Genomic DNA, 17,404 nt, shown 5'->3' with positions numbered 1-17,404 from the left:
ATATGTTAGCAGAGGTTATTGTTGATGTCCCCCTGATGCAAACTGACCAGCCCTATTCTTATGAAATTCCAGAAGAATTTGCGCAGATGCTACAAGTTGGGATGCGGGTTCATGTTCCTTTTGGAAAGGGCAATCGCTTGATTCAAGGGCTTGTAGTTGGTTTTTCTGAAAGATCAGAGCAGACAGATTTGAAGGCTATTGTAGAGGTCTTGGATTTTTCTCCTGTGCTCAATCAGGAGCAGTTGTGGTTGGCTGAACAGATGCGAAAAACAGTCTTTGCCTATAAAATCACCATTCTGAAAGCCATGTTGCCCAATTTGCTCAATTCTTCTTATGACAAGATTTTGAGGCCGGCGGAAGGGTTGACTGCTGCAGATGAGGCGGAGTTTTTCCAAGGGCAGGCTCAGGTCCATTTCTCGACGTTGGATCCTCAAGTGCAGGGTCGGGCTATGCGTCTGGCGCAAGCTGGGAAAGTTACGGTTGAATACCTTGCTAAGGACAAGCAGCAGGTCAAGACTGAAAAATGGTACCGCGTCAATGCTGAAAAATTGGCTCAGTTTGAGTTTGGAAATCGTGCCAAAAAGCGGCTGGCCTTACGTGACCAATTGCTGGTGCAAGAAGGGGAGTATCCATTGGCTTCCTTGCGAGAAGAGTATTCAGCAGATATTCTCAAATTTTTCCGAGAAAATGACTTAATAAGCGTGTGGGAAAAAGAGGTTAGTCGAACCAAAGAGTATTTTTCTGGAATTGAAATCAGTCAGGCCTTGCAACTCAATCCGGAACAAGCCATTGCCGTCAAGGAAATTTTGTCTCAAGTTGGTCAGGAGAGCCAGACCTACTTGCTTGAAGGGGTGACAGGAAGTGGAAAGACGGAAGTATATCTGCAAGTGATTGACCAAGTGCTACAGGCAGGCAAGGCGGCCATTATGCTAGTACCTGAAATTTCATTGACTCCTCAGATGACCAATCGCTTTATTGCGCGTTTTGGTCAGAAAGTGGCCATTTTACATTCGGGATTGTCGGATGGCGAAAAGTACGACGAGTGGCGGAAAATTCAGCGTGGAGATGCCCAGGTTGTTGTGGGTGCCCGTTCGGCCATTTTTGCGCCCTTGAAAAATGTGGGGGCCATCATTATTGATGAAGAGCATGAGTCGATCTACAAGCAGGATAGTAATCCGCGTTACCACGCTAGAGATGTGGCTAAGCTACGGGCTGACTATCACAAGGCCGTTTTGGTGCTGGGGTCTGCGACTCCTAGTTTGGAAAGTCGTGCTCGGGCTAGTCGTGGAGTTTATGGTTTCTTGACCTTGACTCAACGTGCCAATCCTAAGGCAAGTTTGCCGACGATTGAAGTGATTGATTTTAGAGACTATATTGGTCAGCAAGAGGCGGGAAATTTCACGCCGGTATTGGTGGATAAGATTCGAGAGCGGTTGGATAAAAAGGAGCAAATTGTCTTGATGCTCAACCGTAGAGGTTACTCGTCCTTTGTCATGTGTCGGGATTGTGGTGCGGTTGACCAATGTCCAAATTGTGATATTTCACTGACCTTGCACATGGATACCAAGACCATGAATTGCCATTATTGTGGTTTTCAAAAGGCGATTCCGGCGACCTGTCCGTCTTGTGCTAGTCGCTCCATTCGCTACTATGGTACAGGAACTCAGAAAGCTATGGATGAATTGCAGACGCTCTTGCCGGATGCGAGAATTCTCAGGATGGATGTTGATACGACTCGGAAAAAAGGAGCTCACGAAACCTTACTTCAGCAATTTGAAGCACAGGAGGCGGACATTCTCTTGGGAACGCAGATGATTGCTAAGGGCTTGGATTTCCCAAATGTTACATTGGTTGGGGTACTCAATGCAGATACAGCGCTGAATTTACCCGATTTCCGTTCGTCAGAGCGGACATTTCAACTGTTGACTCAAGTAGCTGGTCGGGCTGGTCGAGCAGACAAGGAAGGAGAAGTGGTTATCCAGACCTACAATCCAAATCACTACGCTATCTCCTTTGCTAAAAATCAAGATTATGAAGGTTTTTACACCTATGAAATGGGTATCCGTCGTAGCCTCGGCTACCCGCCCTATTATTTCACGATTGGCTTGACCCTGTCTCATAAGTCCGAAGAAGCGGTGGTGAAAAAATCCTATGAAATCGTCAGTCTCTTGCGCCAGCAGTTGTCGGATGGTATCCGGATATTGGGTCCGACGCCCAAACCCATTGCGCGGACGCACAATCTCTATCATTACCAAATTTTGCTCAAATATCGCAAGGAAGAAAATTTAGAGCAGGTCTTAAATCAGATTTTGGACTGGGGGCAGTTGGCGGACAACAAAGATATGCGACTGGTCATTGATAATGAACCGCAGAATTTGATGTAGAGCCAAAACAGTTATTTTAAGGAAAAGTATGAAAATACAAATTGAACAATTATCCCGATCCTATCGTGTTAGAAGATTGACAGAACAGGATGTTGCGAGCATTCTTGAACTTGAGCGGGGAAATTCTTTATACTATCAGTACAGTCCGCCTGCGCCTAGTCAAGCAAGCGTGGTAGAGGATATGCAGGCTCTGCCAGTGGGGAAAACAATGGCAGATAAGTATTTTCTCGGATTTTTTCAAGGTCGGGCACTGGTGACAATCGTGACCTGATCGCACATTATCCACAAGAAGATATCGTATTTATTGGCTTTTTCATGGTAGACTGTCATCAATCTGGGAAAGGTATAGGTACTAACATTCTGAAGGAAATGTTGGTTGGATTGCGAAACAATGTTTTTTGTTATGCGAGGTTGGGGTATATGGCTGGAAATCAGCAAAGTTAAAACTTCTGGGAGAAATGTGGATTTGTAGAAACGGGTATTCAGATCAAGAATGACCAAGGAATCGTGATTGTTTTAAGCCGAGAGTTGTGAGGAGAGTAGGTGTTGATAACGATGAAAAAATGTCTATTTATCCGTGGCAATTCGGCTAGTGGCAAAACAACTTTGGCAAAGTTGATCCGAGATCAGGCGCTGTGTTCGGCATTTTTGATTTCTCAGGATACGGTTCGTAGGGAGATGCTGGCCTGCAAGGATGGACCGGCGACGCCTGCTCTAGCTATCCTGCAGGAAATGTTAGCGATTGGTCACAGGGAGTTTGAATTGGTTATTGTAGAGGGAATTTTACGAAGTGATTGGTATGCTCCTCTTTTTCAGCAGGCAAGAGACCTGTATCAAGAAAATGTACTAGCCTATTATTTTGACCTTTCTTTTGAGGAGACTCTACTGCGGCATGAGACCAAGCCACAGGCTCGAGAATATGGAGAAGATGTCTTGCGATCATGGTGGTTGGAAAAGGACTATTCTTCTTATTTGCGGGAAGAGTTGATTGATAGGACAAGTACTTTAGAAGACATAGCTGAAATCATCTTAAGAAAATTGTGAGCAGAGAACCTGGGAGTCAGTCCTGGGTTCTTGATTTTTTATAATTTTAACAGTTTGACATAAGGGGTGACTGACTATTCTGATTCTTTGCAAGGCAAGTATCGACAAAATCGATTTCTAAGAAATTACGATTGAGTCTCACTCTCTTTTTCGGTCTAACTTGCGGCCAGTTAATCTTCTTAAGAGTAAAATAAGCTAGAAAATGGTATAATGAAAGGATAGAAATGAAGCGAGGAAATACATGACCAAGGTAATTTTTATGGGAACGCCTCAATTTGCGGCGACAGTTTTAGAAGGAATTTTAACAGATACACGCTACCAAGTTCTAGCTGTTGTGACACAACCTGATAGAGCAGTTGGTCGGAAGAAAGTGCTGAAAATGACACCTGTCAAAGAAGTTGCGCTTGCCAATAATTTACCTGTCTTTCAGCCTGAAAAATTGTCTGGAAGCCAAGAAATGGCAGATATCATGGCTTTGGGAGCGGACGGGATTATTACGGCAGCTTTTGGTCAATTTTTACCGATAACATTATTGAATTCGGTTGATTTTGCAGTCAATGTTCATGCGTCACTTTTGCCAAAATACAGAGGTGGAGCGCCGATTCATTATGCTTTGATCAATGGTGACGAGCGCGCAGGTGTGACTTTGATGGAAATGGTCAAAGAAATGGATGCCGGTGATATGATTGCCAGTGACAGCATTGTTATTGAAGAAGCGGACAATGTCGGCACTCTTTTTGAAAAGTTGGCAGTGGTTGGTCGTGACTTGCTCTTGAATAAGTTACCAGATTACCTATCAGGGCAATTACAACCTACCCCACAAGATGCTAGTCAAGTCAGCTTCTCACCAAATATTCAACCAGAAGAAGAACGATTAGATTTAACAAAGACAGCTCGTCAGATCTTCAACCAAGTACGCGGTATGAGTCCTTGGCCAGTTGCCCACACTCTCTGGAAGGGTGAACGGTTCAAGGTCTATGAAGCGGTAGAAGTAGATGGCTCGGGTCTGCCAGGACAAGTAATCGCCCGCACTAAGAAAGACTTGGTTCTAGCCACTGGTCAGGGGGCTATTTCTCTTAAAACAGTGCAACCAGCAGGAAAGCCCAAGATGTCTGTAGCAGATTTCTTGAATGGAGCTGGACGTGATGTGCAGGTAGGAGAACAATTTGGTGAGTAAGAATAATCAAACCGCTCGCAGTTTGGCTCTGACTGTATTGACTCAAATTTTTGACGATGGAGCTTATAGCAATATTGCACTGAAGCAGGAACTGGACAAGTCTCCATTGACTAGTCAGGATAAGGGACTAGCAACGGAGTTGGTCTACGGTACTGTAGCACGAAAATTGACCTTGGAATGGTATTTGTCACACTATATTGCAGACAGGGATAAGCTGGACACCTGGGTTTATTATCTGCTGATGCTGAGCCTCTATCAGCTGCTTTATCTGGATAAAATACCGACTCACGCCTTGGTCAACGAAGCGGTAAATTTAGCCAAGCGTGGCAAGGGGACAGACAAGTTTGTCAATGCCATCTTGCGAAAAATAGTTTCTCAAGACTTACCAGAGATTGCGACCATCAAGCGAAAAAATAAACGTCTATCCATCCAGTATTCAGTTCCGATATGGCTGGTTAAACTCCTCTCAGAAGAGTACGGGGATGAGCGAGCAGAGAAGATTATGGCTAGCTTGTTCGAGCGAAACAAAGCCAGTGTCCGAGTTGTGAAGCAAGAGGAGCGACCTCGTTTGCAAGAAGAATTAGCTGCTGAGCTATCCCAGTTGTCACCAGTTAGTCTTGTTGCTCCAAGTGGACATTTTGCAGCCAGTGAAGCCTTTGCAAATGGAGAAATTACCATCCAGGATGAAACCAGTCAGCTGGTCGCCCCAACGTTGAAGTTGGAAGGGCAAGAGCACGTCTTAGATGCTTGTGCAGCTCCCGGTGGGAAGACCATGCACATAGCTTCTTATCTAACCACTGGGCAGGTGACCGCACTTGACCTCTACGACCATAAACTAGCTCTTATTGCAGAAAATGCTGAGCGCCTAGGGGTTGGAGATAAGGTCCTTATTCAAAAATTGGATGCCAGACAAGTTGCCCAGCATTTTGGCCCAGATAGCTTTGATAAAATATTGGTGGATGCACCGTGTTCGGGGATTGGGCTCATTCGTCGCAAACCAGATATCAAATACAATAAAGAAATGGCAGATTTTTCTAGTTTGCAGGAAACGCAGCTAGAGATACTGGACAGTGTTTGCCAAAGCATTAAAAAAGGTGGTATAATAACCTACAGTACTTGCACCATTGTCCAAAAAGAAAATCAAGAAGTCGTCCAAGAATTTTTAAGACAGCATCCAAATTTTGAACAAGTCATGCTCGAACATCCTTGTTCAGATATTTTAGTGGATGGATGCATCTTGATTACACCAGAACAGTATCAGACAGATGGATTTTTCATTAGTCAAGTACGGAGAATATCCTAAATTAGAGGAGGAAGCTGATTTTTCAGCAAAAAGACAGTATGGAATATGCTTTATTAACAGATGTTGGTCAAAAGAGATCAAATAACCAAGACTATGTCAACCGTTATACAAACCGTGCAGGAGTTGATTTGATTATCTTAGCAGATGGTATGGGCGGTCACCGTGCAGGTCATATCGCTAGTGAAATGACAGCGACAGATCTTGGGGCGGCATGGGTTGATGCACAACTCAACACCCTCAATGATGTCCGTGAATGGTTTGTAGATGTGATTGAAAAAGAAAATCAAAAAATCTACGAACTCGGTCAAACAGAAGAATATAAGGGCATGGGAACAACGCTTGAAGCTGTTGTTGTCATCGAGCAACAAATGATTTATGCCCACATCGGTGATTCACGTATTGGGATTGTTCGCAATGAAGAATACGTGCAATTAACAAGTGACCATTCCTTGGTAGGCGCTTTGGTGCGTGCAGGTCAATTGACCGAAGAAGAAGCGAGTCGCCACCCGCAAAAGAATATTATTACGCAATCAATTGGGCAGCAAGATCCAGTTGAGCCAGATATCGCGATCAAAAAACTGGAAGTGGGAGACTATGTCCTCGTTAACAGTGATGGGTTGACAAATATGATTTCAACCGGAGATATCCGTGATATTTTGGTCAGCGAAGTGCCACTTGCTAATAAAGCTGAGAGTCTCATTCGCTTTGCCAATAATGCAGGAGGAACAGATAATATCACCGTTGCGCTTCTTCATCTAACGGAGGAGGCCTAATCCATGATTCAAATTGGAAAGATATTTGCAGGTCGCTATCGGGTCGTTCGGCAGATCGGTCGTGGTGGCATGGCGGATGTCTATCTGGCTAGGGATCTGATTTTAGATGGTGAAGAAGTGGCTGTTAAGGTCCTTCGAACTAATTATCAGACGGATCAGATAGCCGTCCAACGTTTCCAGCGGGAAGCGCGTGCTATGGCGGATTTGGATCACCCTAATATTGTCCGTATCTCAGATATTGGTGAAGAAGATGGTCAACAATATCTGGCGATGGAATACGTTGACGGATTGGACTTGAAGCGCTACATTAAGGAAAATGCTCCCTTGTCAAATGACGATGCGGTTCGGATCATGGGGCAAATTCTTTTAGCTATGCGTATGGCGCATACGCGCGGGATTGTTCACCGTGACCTCAAGCCGCAAAATGTCCTCTTGACACAAGATGGGATAGCAAAAGTGACCGACTTTGGGATTGCAGTTGCCTTTGCAGAGACAAGTCTGACACAGACCAATTCGATGTTGGGTTCTGTGCATTACCTCTCGCCTGAGCAAGCGCGTGGTTCGAAGGCGACGGTTCAAAGTGACATCTATGCTATGGGGATTATCCTCTTTGAGATGTTGACAGGTCGGATTCCTTATGATGGAGATAGTGCGGTTACGATTGCCCTCCAGCATTTCCAAAAGCCACTTCCATCTGTTCGTGCGAGCAATCCGCAAGTGCCGCAAGCATTGGAAAACGTCGTCCTAAAAGCTACCGCAAAAAAATTAACAGATCGTTATAAAACGGTCGCAGAAATGTATGCGGATCTGGTTTCATCTTTATCAAGTAGCCGAAAAAATGAGAAAAAAGTCGAGCTATCAGACAATAAAGTAGACACTAAAACACTTCCTAAGTTGAGCCAATCAACTACGGAAGTAAAGCCAGTTAAAGCAAAATCACCAGCTAAGAACAATGCTAAACAAGCAGAAGCGGAGAAGAAAACTGACAAAATCAAACGCCGGATGCGTACACGCTACAAGGTCTTGATTGGAGCAATTTTCCTGTTGGCAGCTGCCTTTGTAACAATTTTGCTCAGTACACCAGCTACGGTTAAAGTTCCAGATGTAGCCGGCTTAACGCGTGACCAAGCCGTTGACAAGATTGAATCAGCTGGTCTTAAAATTGGTCAGATAAAAGAAGAAGCCTCTTCAGATGTTGAAGCTGGGAAGGTGATTCGGACGGACCCGGCCGCCAAAACTTCTCGTCGTGAAGGTAGTGCAGTAGATTTGTTTATCGCAGTAGAAGAAGCTGTTACGGTCCCAGATGTATCAGGTAGTGACTTGGAGACGGCCAAGGTCAAATTGCAGGAACTTGGTTTTAAAGTTGGGGAAGTGAAGTATAAAAATAGCGAATCTGTTGCAGAAGGCAATGTCATCAGTACAGATCCAAAAGCCAATACTTCTAAATCCAAAGGAAGCACGATCAATCTAGTAGTCTCTTCAGGAGTTGAAACAGTGACTGTTCCAGATGTGGCAGGAATTAGCCAATCTGCAGCAAAAGATGCATTGACAGCTGCTGGATTAACCGTCGGTACAGTGACGGAGAATGCTAGCGATACTGTGGCAGCTGGTTTAGTGATTAGCACAGATCCTGCTGCTAAAGCTCAAGTTGCTAAGGGAAGTACAGTTAATTTGGTTATTTCCAAAGGCGCAGCCATTACCATGCCAGATTTTGGTTATATGAAAGTTAGCTATGCAGAAGCACGTCGTCAGTTGCAAGCGTTGGGTGTTTCCGTTTCTGCCATTGAAAAGCAAACAGATTCAACGGTCACAGCTTCTACATCGGACATGGTTCTCAGTCAATACCCGTCTGCAGGATCGGTTATTGATGGAACAGTCACGCTTTATGTATCTGTAGCAAGCACAAGCGGTACAACAAGTACGACCGGAAGTTCATCAACGACAACAACTACTACAGGCTCAACCACAAGCGAATAACAATAAAGGATCTAGGATTATCTAGATTCTTTTTCTTCATAATGAGAGTTTAGAAGGAAGTTTCTTCTTTTGTGAAAGGAGGCAAAATTACGACTTCTCTCTAAAATTTGTTACAATAATAGAGTGAGGAATAGTCATGAAGAAAGTACAGTTTTTTTTATTAGTTGAGGCCTTTATTTTTACCCTGGCCTTATTTGATATATTGGCCAGCGAGACAGCGCGTATCTTGTTGCTCCTGGCAGCACTCTTGTTGGTAATTTGGTACTTTACCAGTCGAAAGGTCAATAGCCTCCTGATAACCAGTGCCAATATTTTAATTTTGTTGGTCTTTGTACTCAATCCATTTTTCATCGTTGGTGTTTTGATTGCCTTGCTGTATGTGGTGGTAAACTTTTTTGCCCGAAATGAAAAGAAAAATCAATATACCCACATTATCATGGATGAAGAGACAGTATCTGTTGATCGCAAGAAAAATAAATGGCTGGGGAATCAGATACATACACGAGACCATTATGGTTTTGAGGATATCAATATCATTCGATTGTTTGGAAATGATGTGGTAGACCTGGATGAGACGGTCTTGGTCGGTCGGGATAATATTGTTATGGTCCGAAAAGTATTTGGTCGAACGAAAATAGTTGTTCCAATTGATGTAGAGGTCAGCTTGTCGGCAACCAGCCTCTATGGTCAGGTTCGATTTTTAGGATTATCCGAATGGGATCTGCGCAATGAAAGTTTTTCTATTTCCAGCTCACATTACAAGGAATCGCATAAGCGAGTGAAAATCGTCAATAACAGCCTCTTTGGCGATGTGGAGGTGGTCCGCGTATGACAAAACGAACCTTTCTCCTTCTGATTTGGTATGCAGCTCTGATTATCTTGGTTGTCCTAGCAGCCATTTTTCCTCTGTTGCACTTATCCATTTGGGATGTTTCTCTCTGGATTGCCACCGATCAGCTGATTTTTACCTTGATTTTACTGGTCCTTGTCTTGGCATTCTTTCTTTTTATCTTGGTTCAATCCTCGGCTATTACCGCAACTCAGCTTATGCGGCAAAAATTACGGTCTATTTTGCAGAATAAAAGTATTCGTACAAGTTCAGAAGAGGATCAGCTCTTATTGGATTTGTCGGACAAGGTGCGAAATTTAACCAAGCAAGTTCAACTGATTGACAACCAAGACTTAGTTAGGCGAGAGGAAATTGTAGAGGGTGAACGCAAGCGGATTGCTCGCGATTTACACGATACAGTTAGCCAAGAGTTGTTTGCGACGAGTATGATTTTGTCAGGTTTATCTGCAAATCTAGACCAGCTACCAGCGGAGACCTTGTCACAGCAACTGGGCACCGTCAAGGACTTGATAGAATCAGCCCAGAAAGACCTACGCATATTATTACTGCATTTGCGACCAAGTGAATTAGCAGGAAAAAATTTGGTAGAGGGATTCGAAGTGATTTTGAAGGAAGTTAGTGATAAAAGCACTATTCAAGTTACCTTCCATCATGAAATTGACCATCTGCCCAAGTTGATAGAAGAGCATTTGTTCCGCATTGGTCAAGAAATTATCAGTAATACCTTGCGACATGCCAAGGCTGAGCACCTCGATGTCTATCTGGTACAGCATGAGACAGAAGTACAGCTGAAAATGTCTGATGACGGCCTTGGATTCGAGCAGACGGATGAAAAGGATATGAGTTATGGCTTGCAGAATATCCAAGACCGTGTGGAGGATATGGCTGGAACAGTTAAAATTCGAACAGCCCCTCAGCGAGGTGTGGCCATTGATATTCGTATTCCACTTTTGAAAGGAAAAGAAGATGAGTAAAATTCGAGTATTACTGGTCGACGACCATGAGATGGTCCGACTAGGATTGAAAAGTTTTTTAAATTTACAGCCCGATGTTGAGGTTGTGGCAGAGGCAAATGATGGCGAGCAGGGCTTGGAGATGGCCTTGGCTGAAAAGCCAGATGTTATTGTCATGGATTTGGTCATGCCCAAGATGACAGGAGTTGAAGCGACGCTTGCTATCTTGGAAAAATGGCCTGAAGCAAAGATTGTCATTTTGACCTCTTATCTGGATAATGAAAAAATTTATCCAGTTCTGAATGCGGGAGCCAAAGGCTACATGCTCAAAACATCTAGCGCAGATGAAATTGTCCAAGCTATTCGCAAAGTTTCGCGGGGAGAATTGGCCATTGAGACAGAGGTGGAGAAAAAGGTAGAACACCACCGCAAACATCCAGCCTTGCATGAAGGTTTGACGGCTCGTGAACGCGAGATTTTGACCCTCTTGGCCAAAGGTTACGATAATCAGCGGATTGCTGATGAATCCTTCATTTCCCTAAAAACAGTTAAAACCCATGTGTCCAATATCTTGTCCAAGCTTGAAGTAAGCGACCGCACACAGGCGGTTGTCTATGCATTTCAACATGGACTGGTGGCACAAGAGGATGAATAGTGGTATACTATTGAAAGAAAGTAAGAGAAGGGAGATTCATGGACGCTAAGTTAAAATACCGAGCCAAGAAAATCAAGTTGGTGATTTTTGATATTGATGATACCTTGCGTGTAAAAAATACAGGCTATATCCCAGCGACAATCCCACATGTCTTTGAATCCTTGCGAAAAAAAGGAATCGAAACAGGGCTGGCTTCCGGTCGTGCCAAGTACGGAGTAGTACCTGAGTTAGCCGCACTCAAGCCAGACTATTTTGCTATGATGAATGGCAGTTTGGTAGAAGATAAAAAAGGAAACATTATCTACGACAATCCCATTCCTCGGGAATTGGTGGAATCCTACATTGCTTGGTCTCAAGAAATCGGCATTGCTTATGGCTTTATGGGGGCAGAGGCAGCAGCAATTTCTGAGAGAAATGATGCAGTTCAAGAAACTATTGATATCGTTTATGATGATTTAGAAATCAATCCAGATTTTTATCAAGGCAAGGATATCTACCAGATGTGGACCTTTGAGCCCAATGGATTCGAAGCTATCTTGTCAGAAGAACTGGCTGAACTCAAGAGTGTCCGTTGGGAAACACGCTCATCTGATATCCTTTTGAAGACAGCCTCTAAGGCTACAGGAGTCGCAAAATTAGTAGAGCATTTAGGATTAAAACCTGAAAATGTACTGGTTTTTGGTGATGGTCTCAACGACATTGAACTGTTTGACTATGCCGGTATCAGTATTGCCATGGGAGAATCCCATCCAGCACTAGCAGCAAAAGCGGATTACATTACAAAAAAATTAGAAGAAGATGGCATCTATGATGCCTTGGAGAAATTAGGAATGGTAGAAACAATTAGAAATTATCCACAACTTGACCTTGCAAATGCAGAAGGACCAATTGCAACAATTCAAACCAATCATGGTGACCTTAAAATCAAGCTTTTCCCAGAACAAGCACCAAAAACAGTGGCCAACTTTGTCGCTCTTTCAAAAGATGGTTATTATGATGGTGTTATTTTCCACCGTATTATCAAAGACTTTATGATTCAAGGTGGCGACCCAACAGGTACGGGTATGGGTGGACAATCCATCTATGGAGACTCTTTTGAAGATGAATTTTCAATGGAAGTTTTCAACCTACGTGGTGCTCTTTCAATGGCTAATGCAGGTCCAAATACAAATGGTAGCCAATTCTTTATCGTTCAAAACACCAACTTCCCCTACTCAGCTAAAGAATTAGAACGTGGTGGCTGGCCAGCAGAAATCGCAGCCCTCTATGCAGAAAATGGCGGCACACCTCACTTGGACCAACGTCATACTGTTTTCGGTCACTTGATGGATACAGATTCATTTGCAGTTTTGGATGCTATTGCAGCGGTAGAGACTGGTTCACAAGACAAACCTCTTGAAGACGTGGTTATTCTTGGCGTGACAATCGAGGACTAGGATGAAAATCGGAGATAAAATCCAAGGAATCATCACAGGTGTACAGCCCTACGGTGCCTTTGTCGAATTAGAAGATGGAACAACTGGTTTGATTCATATCTCTGAGATAAAGACAGGCTTTGTAGACAATATCCACGATCATCTGAAAATGGGACAACAAGTTCTTGTTCAGGTGGTGGATTATGATGAATTTTCGAAGAAAGCCAGCCTATCACTTAGAACCTTGGAAGAAGAAAAGCAAAAATTTCCGCGTCGTCATCGTTTTACGAATGACCGCAATAAATTTGGTTTCCAGCCCTTAGAAGAAGCTATGCCAACATGGATTCAGGAAGCCAAAGACATGTTAGCACAAGAAAACAAGTGAAATCATCTGATTTCACTTGTTTTTATTTTAGTCTTCAAATTGATAGAGGGCAGTTGATAGATAGCGTTCTCCGTTATCTGGAGCTAAGGCTAATACTTTTTTCCCTTTTCCAAGTTTTTTGGCAACTTCAATGGCACCAAAGATAGCAGCAGAGGCAGAAATACCGATGAGGAATCCGTCCTGTCCACCAAATGTCCGACCAAAAGCTAAGGCGTCGTCAGATTTGATACGTAATACATGGTCATAAGAACTTGTATCTAAAGCTCCTGGGATAAAACCAGTTGAGATACCTTGAATTTTATGTGGACCAGGTTTGTCTCCTGACAAGACAGCTGACTCATCTGCTTCCAAACCATAAATTTGGATGTCAGGATTTGCTTTTTTGAGCGCGCGAGAAACACCAGTGATCGTACCACCAGTACCGATACCAGCTACAAAGGCATCTAGACCTGTTGGACCGAAGTCTTCCAGAATTTCAGCTCCTGTTGTTAATTCATGAATTTCTGGGTTGGCAGGATTTTCAAATTGCAATGGGACCCAAGCACCGCGTTCAGCAGCGATTTCTTTTGCCTTTTCAATGGAACCTTTAATGCCTTCAGAACCAGGTGTAAGGACCAATTCAGCGCCATAGGCTTGAACGATTTTACGGCGCTCGACACTCATTGTCTCAGGCATCACAATGACCACTTTGTATCCTTTAGCAGCACCGACCCAAGCGAGCCCAATCCCTGTATTTCCAGAAGTTGGCTCCACAATTGTATCGCCTGGCTTGATGATACCGCGTTTTTCAGCATCTTCAATCATGTTGAGAGCGATACGGTCTTTAACAGACGAACCTGGGTTGAAAGCCTCTAGCTTCACATAAACATCTGCTGCATCTTCAGGGACGATATTGTTCAATTTAACAACAGGTGTTTTTCCGATAAGTTGTGTAATATTTTGATAAATAGCCATAGTATTCCTCCAATTCTTGTAGGTTCAGTATACCCCCTGTACTTATTTTTGTAAAATATAAAAAAGCTATCGAGATGATAGCTGTTTTTAATTTATGGGGATTTCAACCACACGAACTGACGTCTCAGTTGCATGAATTTTACCATGATAGTAGTCCCTTAGACTGTTAATAGTTGTCTGAGTGTCTTCCTTGTCAACGTAGAGAGTTGTTGTTACAGTTTCTAAAAATTGGGTGTCATATTCGACCAATCCATTTTCAGAACACCATTTGGCAAAATCTTGGTATTGTGCGTAGGATAAAGTGACCTGAATCCCCTGTTGCTCTTTGACTAAAACGCAGCCAATCTTTTTGACTGCTTCAGCCACTGCTCCAGCGTAAGCACGGATCAGCCCTCCAGCCCCCAACTTTATACCGCCAAAATAACGCGTCACCACAGCCACAACATCGGTTAGCTCATGATTTTCTAAAACTGTCAGCATGGGAACTCCGGCTGTTCCTGAAGGCTCCCCATCATCGGAAGAACGTTTGGTACTAGACTGTTCTCCCAAGATAAAAGCAGAGCAGTTGTGATTAGCCTTGTAGTGTTCCTTTCTTAAGGAGTTGATAAATTCACGTGCCTCTTCTTCGCTAGTTACCCGTTTTAGATGGCAAATAAACTGCGATTTTTTTATGTCAATCTGAATGACACCATCTTCTTTAATCGTCTTGTATTTCTTCATAAGAAAATTGTACACATTTTTGTAGGACTTATCAAGTTTTCCTATCAATTTACGAATAATCAAGTATGAACATAAATGAAGATTATCTCGGTCGTTGGTTTACCAAGTATCAATTGACTGAGGAAGAGCGACGATTGGCAGAAATCATAGCGCCGGATCCCAAGGCTTGTTTACGCTGTGCAACTCCTTACCCTGTTGAAAATCGTCTCCCAAACGGTGCTTTCTATTGCAGAGAGTGCATCTTACTTGGACGAGTACGCAGTGACCAAGAAATCTATTATTTTCCGCAGAAGTCTTTTCCCAGACAAGATTCTTTATTATGGAAGGGGCAACTGACTAAGTGGCAGGCAGATATTTCGACAAAACTTTGTGCCAACATTGCAGCAAGGCAGCCAACTTTGGTCCATGCCGTGACAGGTGCTGGTAAGACGGAAATGATTTATGAAGCGGTAGCACAAGTGATTGACCAAGGCGGTAGTGCCTGCTTGGCAAGTCCTCGAATTGATGTCTGCATCGAACTGTATAAGCGGTTGAAAAGAGATTTTGCGTGTTCTATTTCACTTTTACATGGAGAGTCCGAACCCTACTTTCGGACACCGCTTGTGATTGCGACCACTCACCAGCTACTGAAGTTTTACCGCGCCTTTGACTTGATTTTGATAGATGAAGTTGATGCCTTTCCTTATGTAGACAATCCAGTTCTCTACCAAGCTGTTGACAATGCTGTCAAAGAAAATGGTGTCCAAGTCTTCTTGACAGCCACTTCTACAGCCGAGTTAGATAAAAAGGTAAAAAAGAAGGAGTTGGAGCGATTGCGTCTTCCTAGACGTTTTCATGAAAATCCGCTAGTCGTTCCAAGTAAGGTTTGGATACATCAATTTGACAAGCAATTATCTAAAAATCAACTTCCGGCGGTGATTAAAAAAGCTATTGCTGATCAGCGGAAGACAGGCTTTCCCTTGCTTATTTTTGTTCCAGAAATTACAAAAGGGAAAGAACTTTCTTCTATTATAGGACACTATTATCCAAAGGAAAAAATAGGCTTTGTTTCCAGTCAAACAGAAAATCGCTTGGAAATCGTAGAGCAATTTCGTAGCGGTGAAATTGGAATCCTTATCTCAACGACCATTTTAGAACGAGGAGTGACTTTTCCTTGTGTGGATGTTTTTGTTTTACAAGCCAATCATCGATTGTACACTTCATCCTCTCTAGTCCAGATTTCAGGTCGAGTGGGTCGGAGTGTGGAAAGACCGACGGGGCTCTTGTTTTTCTTCCTGGAGGAAACAAACAAAGCAATTGATAATGCTATAAAAGAAATTAAGTTGATGAACAAGGAGGCTGGTTATTGATGAATTGTTTACTATGCGGTGCGGCAGTAGCAGGTAGGCAAACATTTTCAGAACTTTATTTTCTCCGAGTAAGAGAAGAGGTTCTCTGTTTATCGTGCCAAATGTCTTTTGAAACAATACCTGATCAACACTGCCAACGATGTTATAAGGGGATGACAGATGAGATTTGTGAGGATTGCATCAAATGGGAAAAGCAGGGAAAAATCATTGATCACGTCAGTCTTTATCAATATAACGAAGCGATGAAATCCTATTTTAGTCGCTATAAGTTCGAAGGGGATTATCTTTTAAGAAAAATATTTAGCAAAAAATTGCAAAAAGTATTAAAAAATTACCAAGACTATACCCTAGTCCCGATTCCTGTCAGTCAAAAACGAGAAGAAGAGCGTGGTTTCAATCAGGTTAAAGGTCTATTAGATGCAGCAAGACTTCCCTATCAAGAATTGTTGGAAAAATATGAGACAGAAAAGCAATCGGAAAAAACACGTCAGGAACGATTGAAATTAGAGCAACCATTTTATGTGGTTTCATATAAACAAGTGCCAGAAAAGATTTTATTAATTGATGATATCTATACGACAGGTGTGACTTTTGAAAGGGCAAAAGAGGCTATATTGAAAAAAGGAAAGAAAGAAATCAAGACGTTTTCATTGGCAAGGTGAGAAAACGCTTGCATTATTTATAGAAAGTGATATAATAAAAGGGAAGAAAGGCGAAAGCCGAGAAAGAGGTACTCATATGATTAAATTCAGTATTCGTGGTGAAAACCTTGAAGTGACAGATGCACTCCGTCGCTATGTTGAAGATAAGGTAGCAAAAATTGAAAAGTACTTCAATGAAGAGCAAGAATTGAATGCTAAGGTGAATTTGAAAGTTTACCGTGAAAAAACTTCTAAAGTTGAAGTAACTATTCCGCTTGGTTCTATCACGCTTCGAGCAGAAGATATTTCTCAGGATATGTATGGCTCAATTGACCTTGTAGTAGATAAAATCGAACGTCAAATTCGTCGCAATAAAACAAAGATTGAAAAGAAAAATAGACAAAAGGTTGCGATTAGCCAAATCTTTACAGCAGAACTAGAAGAGCAAGCAGCAGTAGAAGAAGTTAAAGTTGTTCGCACAAAACAAGTTGATGCGAAACCAATGGACTTAGAAGAAGCAAAATTGCAATTAGAACTATTGGGACATGACTTCTTCATCTATGTAGATGCAAAAGACCATACGACAAATGTGCTTTACAAACGCGAAGATGGAGATCTTGGACTGTTAGAAGTACGCAATTAAAAATTCGCCCCAATAAGGGGTGAATTTTTTTGAAAAAAAGTCAAAAACAGTGTTGACAGTAGTGAGGTAGTCTGATATACTAATTAAGTTGTCTCGTGAGGGGCGGCGGTCATGAAAAAAGTTTCTAAAAAAGTTAAACAAAAGTGTTGACAAGAAGAAGCAAACATGATAGACTAAGATA

At 42.7% G+C, this 17,404-nt stretch carries 17 protein-coding genes; 15 read left to right on the top strand and 2 right to left on the bottom strand.

All coding sequences use genetic code 11. From position 1 onward, the window contains the following. Positions 1–2: 2 nt before the first annotated feature. The 12 genes from J2T50_RS09420 (at position 3) to J2T50_RS09365 (ending at position 12,916) form a co-directional block, all read left to right on the top strand. The gene (locus tag J2T50_RS09420) at positions 3–2,384 is read left to right on the top strand and encodes a primosomal protein N' (RefSeq protein ID WP_253366048.1); all 2,382 of its coding nucleotides are present in this window, start codon (positions 3–5) and stop codon (positions 2,382–2,384) included. 28 nt (positions 2,385–2,412) lie between these two features. Continuing rightward, on the top strand, positions 2,413–2,655 hold the full coding sequence (locus J2T50_RS09415) for a GNAT family acetyltransferase (RefSeq protein ID WP_253366046.1): 243 nt from the start codon (positions 2,413–2,415) through the stop codon (positions 2,653–2,655). A 284-nt stretch (positions 2,656–2,939) separates the two neighbouring features. Further along, the gene (locus J2T50_RS09410; RefSeq protein ID WP_253366044.1) at positions 2,940–3,428 is read left to right on the top strand and encodes an AAA family ATPase; all 489 of its coding nucleotides are present in this window, start codon (positions 2,940–2,942) and stop codon (positions 3,426–3,428) included. A gap of 241 nt (positions 3,429–3,669) precedes the next feature. Then, positions 3,670–4,605 (top strand): methionyl-tRNA formyltransferase, encoded by a 936-nt coding sequence (gene fmt / locus J2T50_RS09405; protein ID WP_253366042.1) that lies wholly within the window; start codon positions 3,670–3,672, stop codon positions 4,603–4,605. Further along, entirely contained in the window at positions 4,595–5,908 is a 1,314-nt protein-coding gene (rsmB, locus tag J2T50_RS09400) for a 16S rRNA (cytosine(967)-C(5))-methyltransferase RsmB (RefSeq protein WP_253366040.1), read from the top strand. The genes fmt and rsmB overlap by 11 nt, the downstream gene beginning before the upstream one ends. A 38-nt stretch (positions 5,909–5,946) precedes the next feature. Continuing rightward, a complete protein-coding gene (locus tag J2T50_RS09395; RefSeq protein ID WP_253366038.1) occupies positions 5,947–6,681 on the top strand; it encodes a Stp1/IreP family PP2C-type Ser/Thr phosphatase in 735 nt (244 codons plus the stop codon). A 3-nt stretch (positions 6,682–6,684) separates the two neighbouring features. After that, on the top strand, positions 6,685–8,658 hold the full coding sequence (gene pknB / locus J2T50_RS09390; RefSeq protein WP_253366036.1) for a Stk1 family PASTA domain-containing Ser/Thr kinase: 1,974 nt from the start codon (positions 6,685–6,687) through the stop codon (positions 8,656–8,658). 136 nt (positions 8,659–8,794) lie between these two features. After that, a complete protein-coding gene (gene liaF, locus J2T50_RS09385; protein WP_253366034.1) occupies positions 8,795–9,490 on the top strand; it encodes a cell wall-active antibiotics response protein LiaF in 696 nt (231 codons plus the stop codon). Next, a complete protein-coding gene (locus J2T50_RS09380) occupies positions 9,487–10,482 on the top strand; it encodes an envelope stress sensor histidine kinase LiaS (RefSeq protein ID WP_253366032.1) in 996 nt (331 codons plus the stop codon). The genes liaF and J2T50_RS09380 overlap by 4 nt, the downstream gene beginning before the upstream one ends. After that, a complete protein-coding gene (locus tag J2T50_RS09375; protein WP_253366030.1) occupies positions 10,475–11,116 on the top strand; it encodes a response regulator transcription factor in 642 nt (213 codons plus the stop codon). Before J2T50_RS09380 ends, J2T50_RS09375 begins: the two co-directional genes overlap by 8 nt. Before the next feature lie 38 nt (positions 11,117–11,154). After that, on the top strand, positions 11,155–12,552 hold the full coding sequence (locus tag J2T50_RS09370; protein ID WP_253366028.1) for a Cof-type HAD-IIB family hydrolase: 1,398 nt from the start codon (positions 11,155–11,157) through the stop codon (positions 12,550–12,552). 1 nt (position 12,553) lies between these two features. Then, the gene (locus J2T50_RS09365; protein ID WP_253366026.1) at positions 12,554–12,916 is read left to right on the top strand and encodes a S1 RNA-binding domain-containing protein; all 363 of its coding nucleotides are present in this window, start codon (positions 12,554–12,556) and stop codon (positions 12,914–12,916) included. 27 nt (positions 12,917–12,943) lie between these two features. On the opposite strand, the gene cysK is transcribed toward J2T50_RS09365, so the two are convergent. Both cysK and J2T50_RS09355 read right to left on the bottom strand, forming a co-directional pair. Beyond that, on the bottom strand, positions 12,944–13,870 hold the full coding sequence (gene cysK, locus J2T50_RS09360; protein ID WP_253366024.1) for a cysteine synthase A: 927 nt from the start codon (positions 13,868–13,870) through the stop codon (positions 12,944–12,946). An 87-nt stretch (positions 13,871–13,957) separates the two neighbouring features. Beyond that, on the bottom strand, positions 13,958–14,590 hold the full coding sequence (locus tag J2T50_RS09355) for a YigZ family protein (protein WP_253366022.1): 633 nt from the start codon (positions 14,588–14,590) through the stop codon (positions 13,958–13,960). 65 nt (positions 14,591–14,655) lie between these two features. Here J2T50_RS09355 and J2T50_RS09350 point away from each other — a divergent pair, with 65 nt between their 5' ends. The 3 genes from J2T50_RS09350 to hpf all read left to right on the top strand — a co-directional run bounded on the left by J2T50_RS09350 (position 14,656) and on the right by hpf (position 17,223). Further along, entirely contained in the window at positions 14,656–15,939 is a 1,284-nt protein-coding gene (locus J2T50_RS09350) for an ATP-dependent helicase ComFA (protein ID WP_253366020.1), read from the top strand. Next, positions 15,936–16,601, top strand: coding sequence for a ComF family protein (locus tag J2T50_RS09345; RefSeq protein ID WP_253366018.1), 666 nt, complete (start codon positions 15,936–15,938; stop codon positions 16,599–16,601). The genes J2T50_RS09350 and J2T50_RS09345 overlap by 4 nt, the downstream gene beginning before the upstream one ends. Before the next feature lie 76 nt (positions 16,602–16,677). Next, entirely contained in the window at positions 16,678–17,223 is a 546-nt protein-coding gene (hpf, locus tag J2T50_RS09340) for a ribosome hibernation-promoting factor, HPF/YfiA family (RefSeq protein ID WP_253366016.1), read from the top strand. Positions 17,224–17,404 lie beyond the last annotated feature (181 nt).

The sequence above is a fragment of the Streptococcus gallinaceus genome, assembly GCF_024170225.1.
Lineage (GTDB): Bacteria > Bacillota > Bacilli > Lactobacillales > Streptococcaceae > Streptococcus > Streptococcus gallinaceus.
The sequence above is the reverse complement of the archived record's forward strand: the minus strand, read 5'-3'. Positions and strand labels throughout refer to the sequence as shown.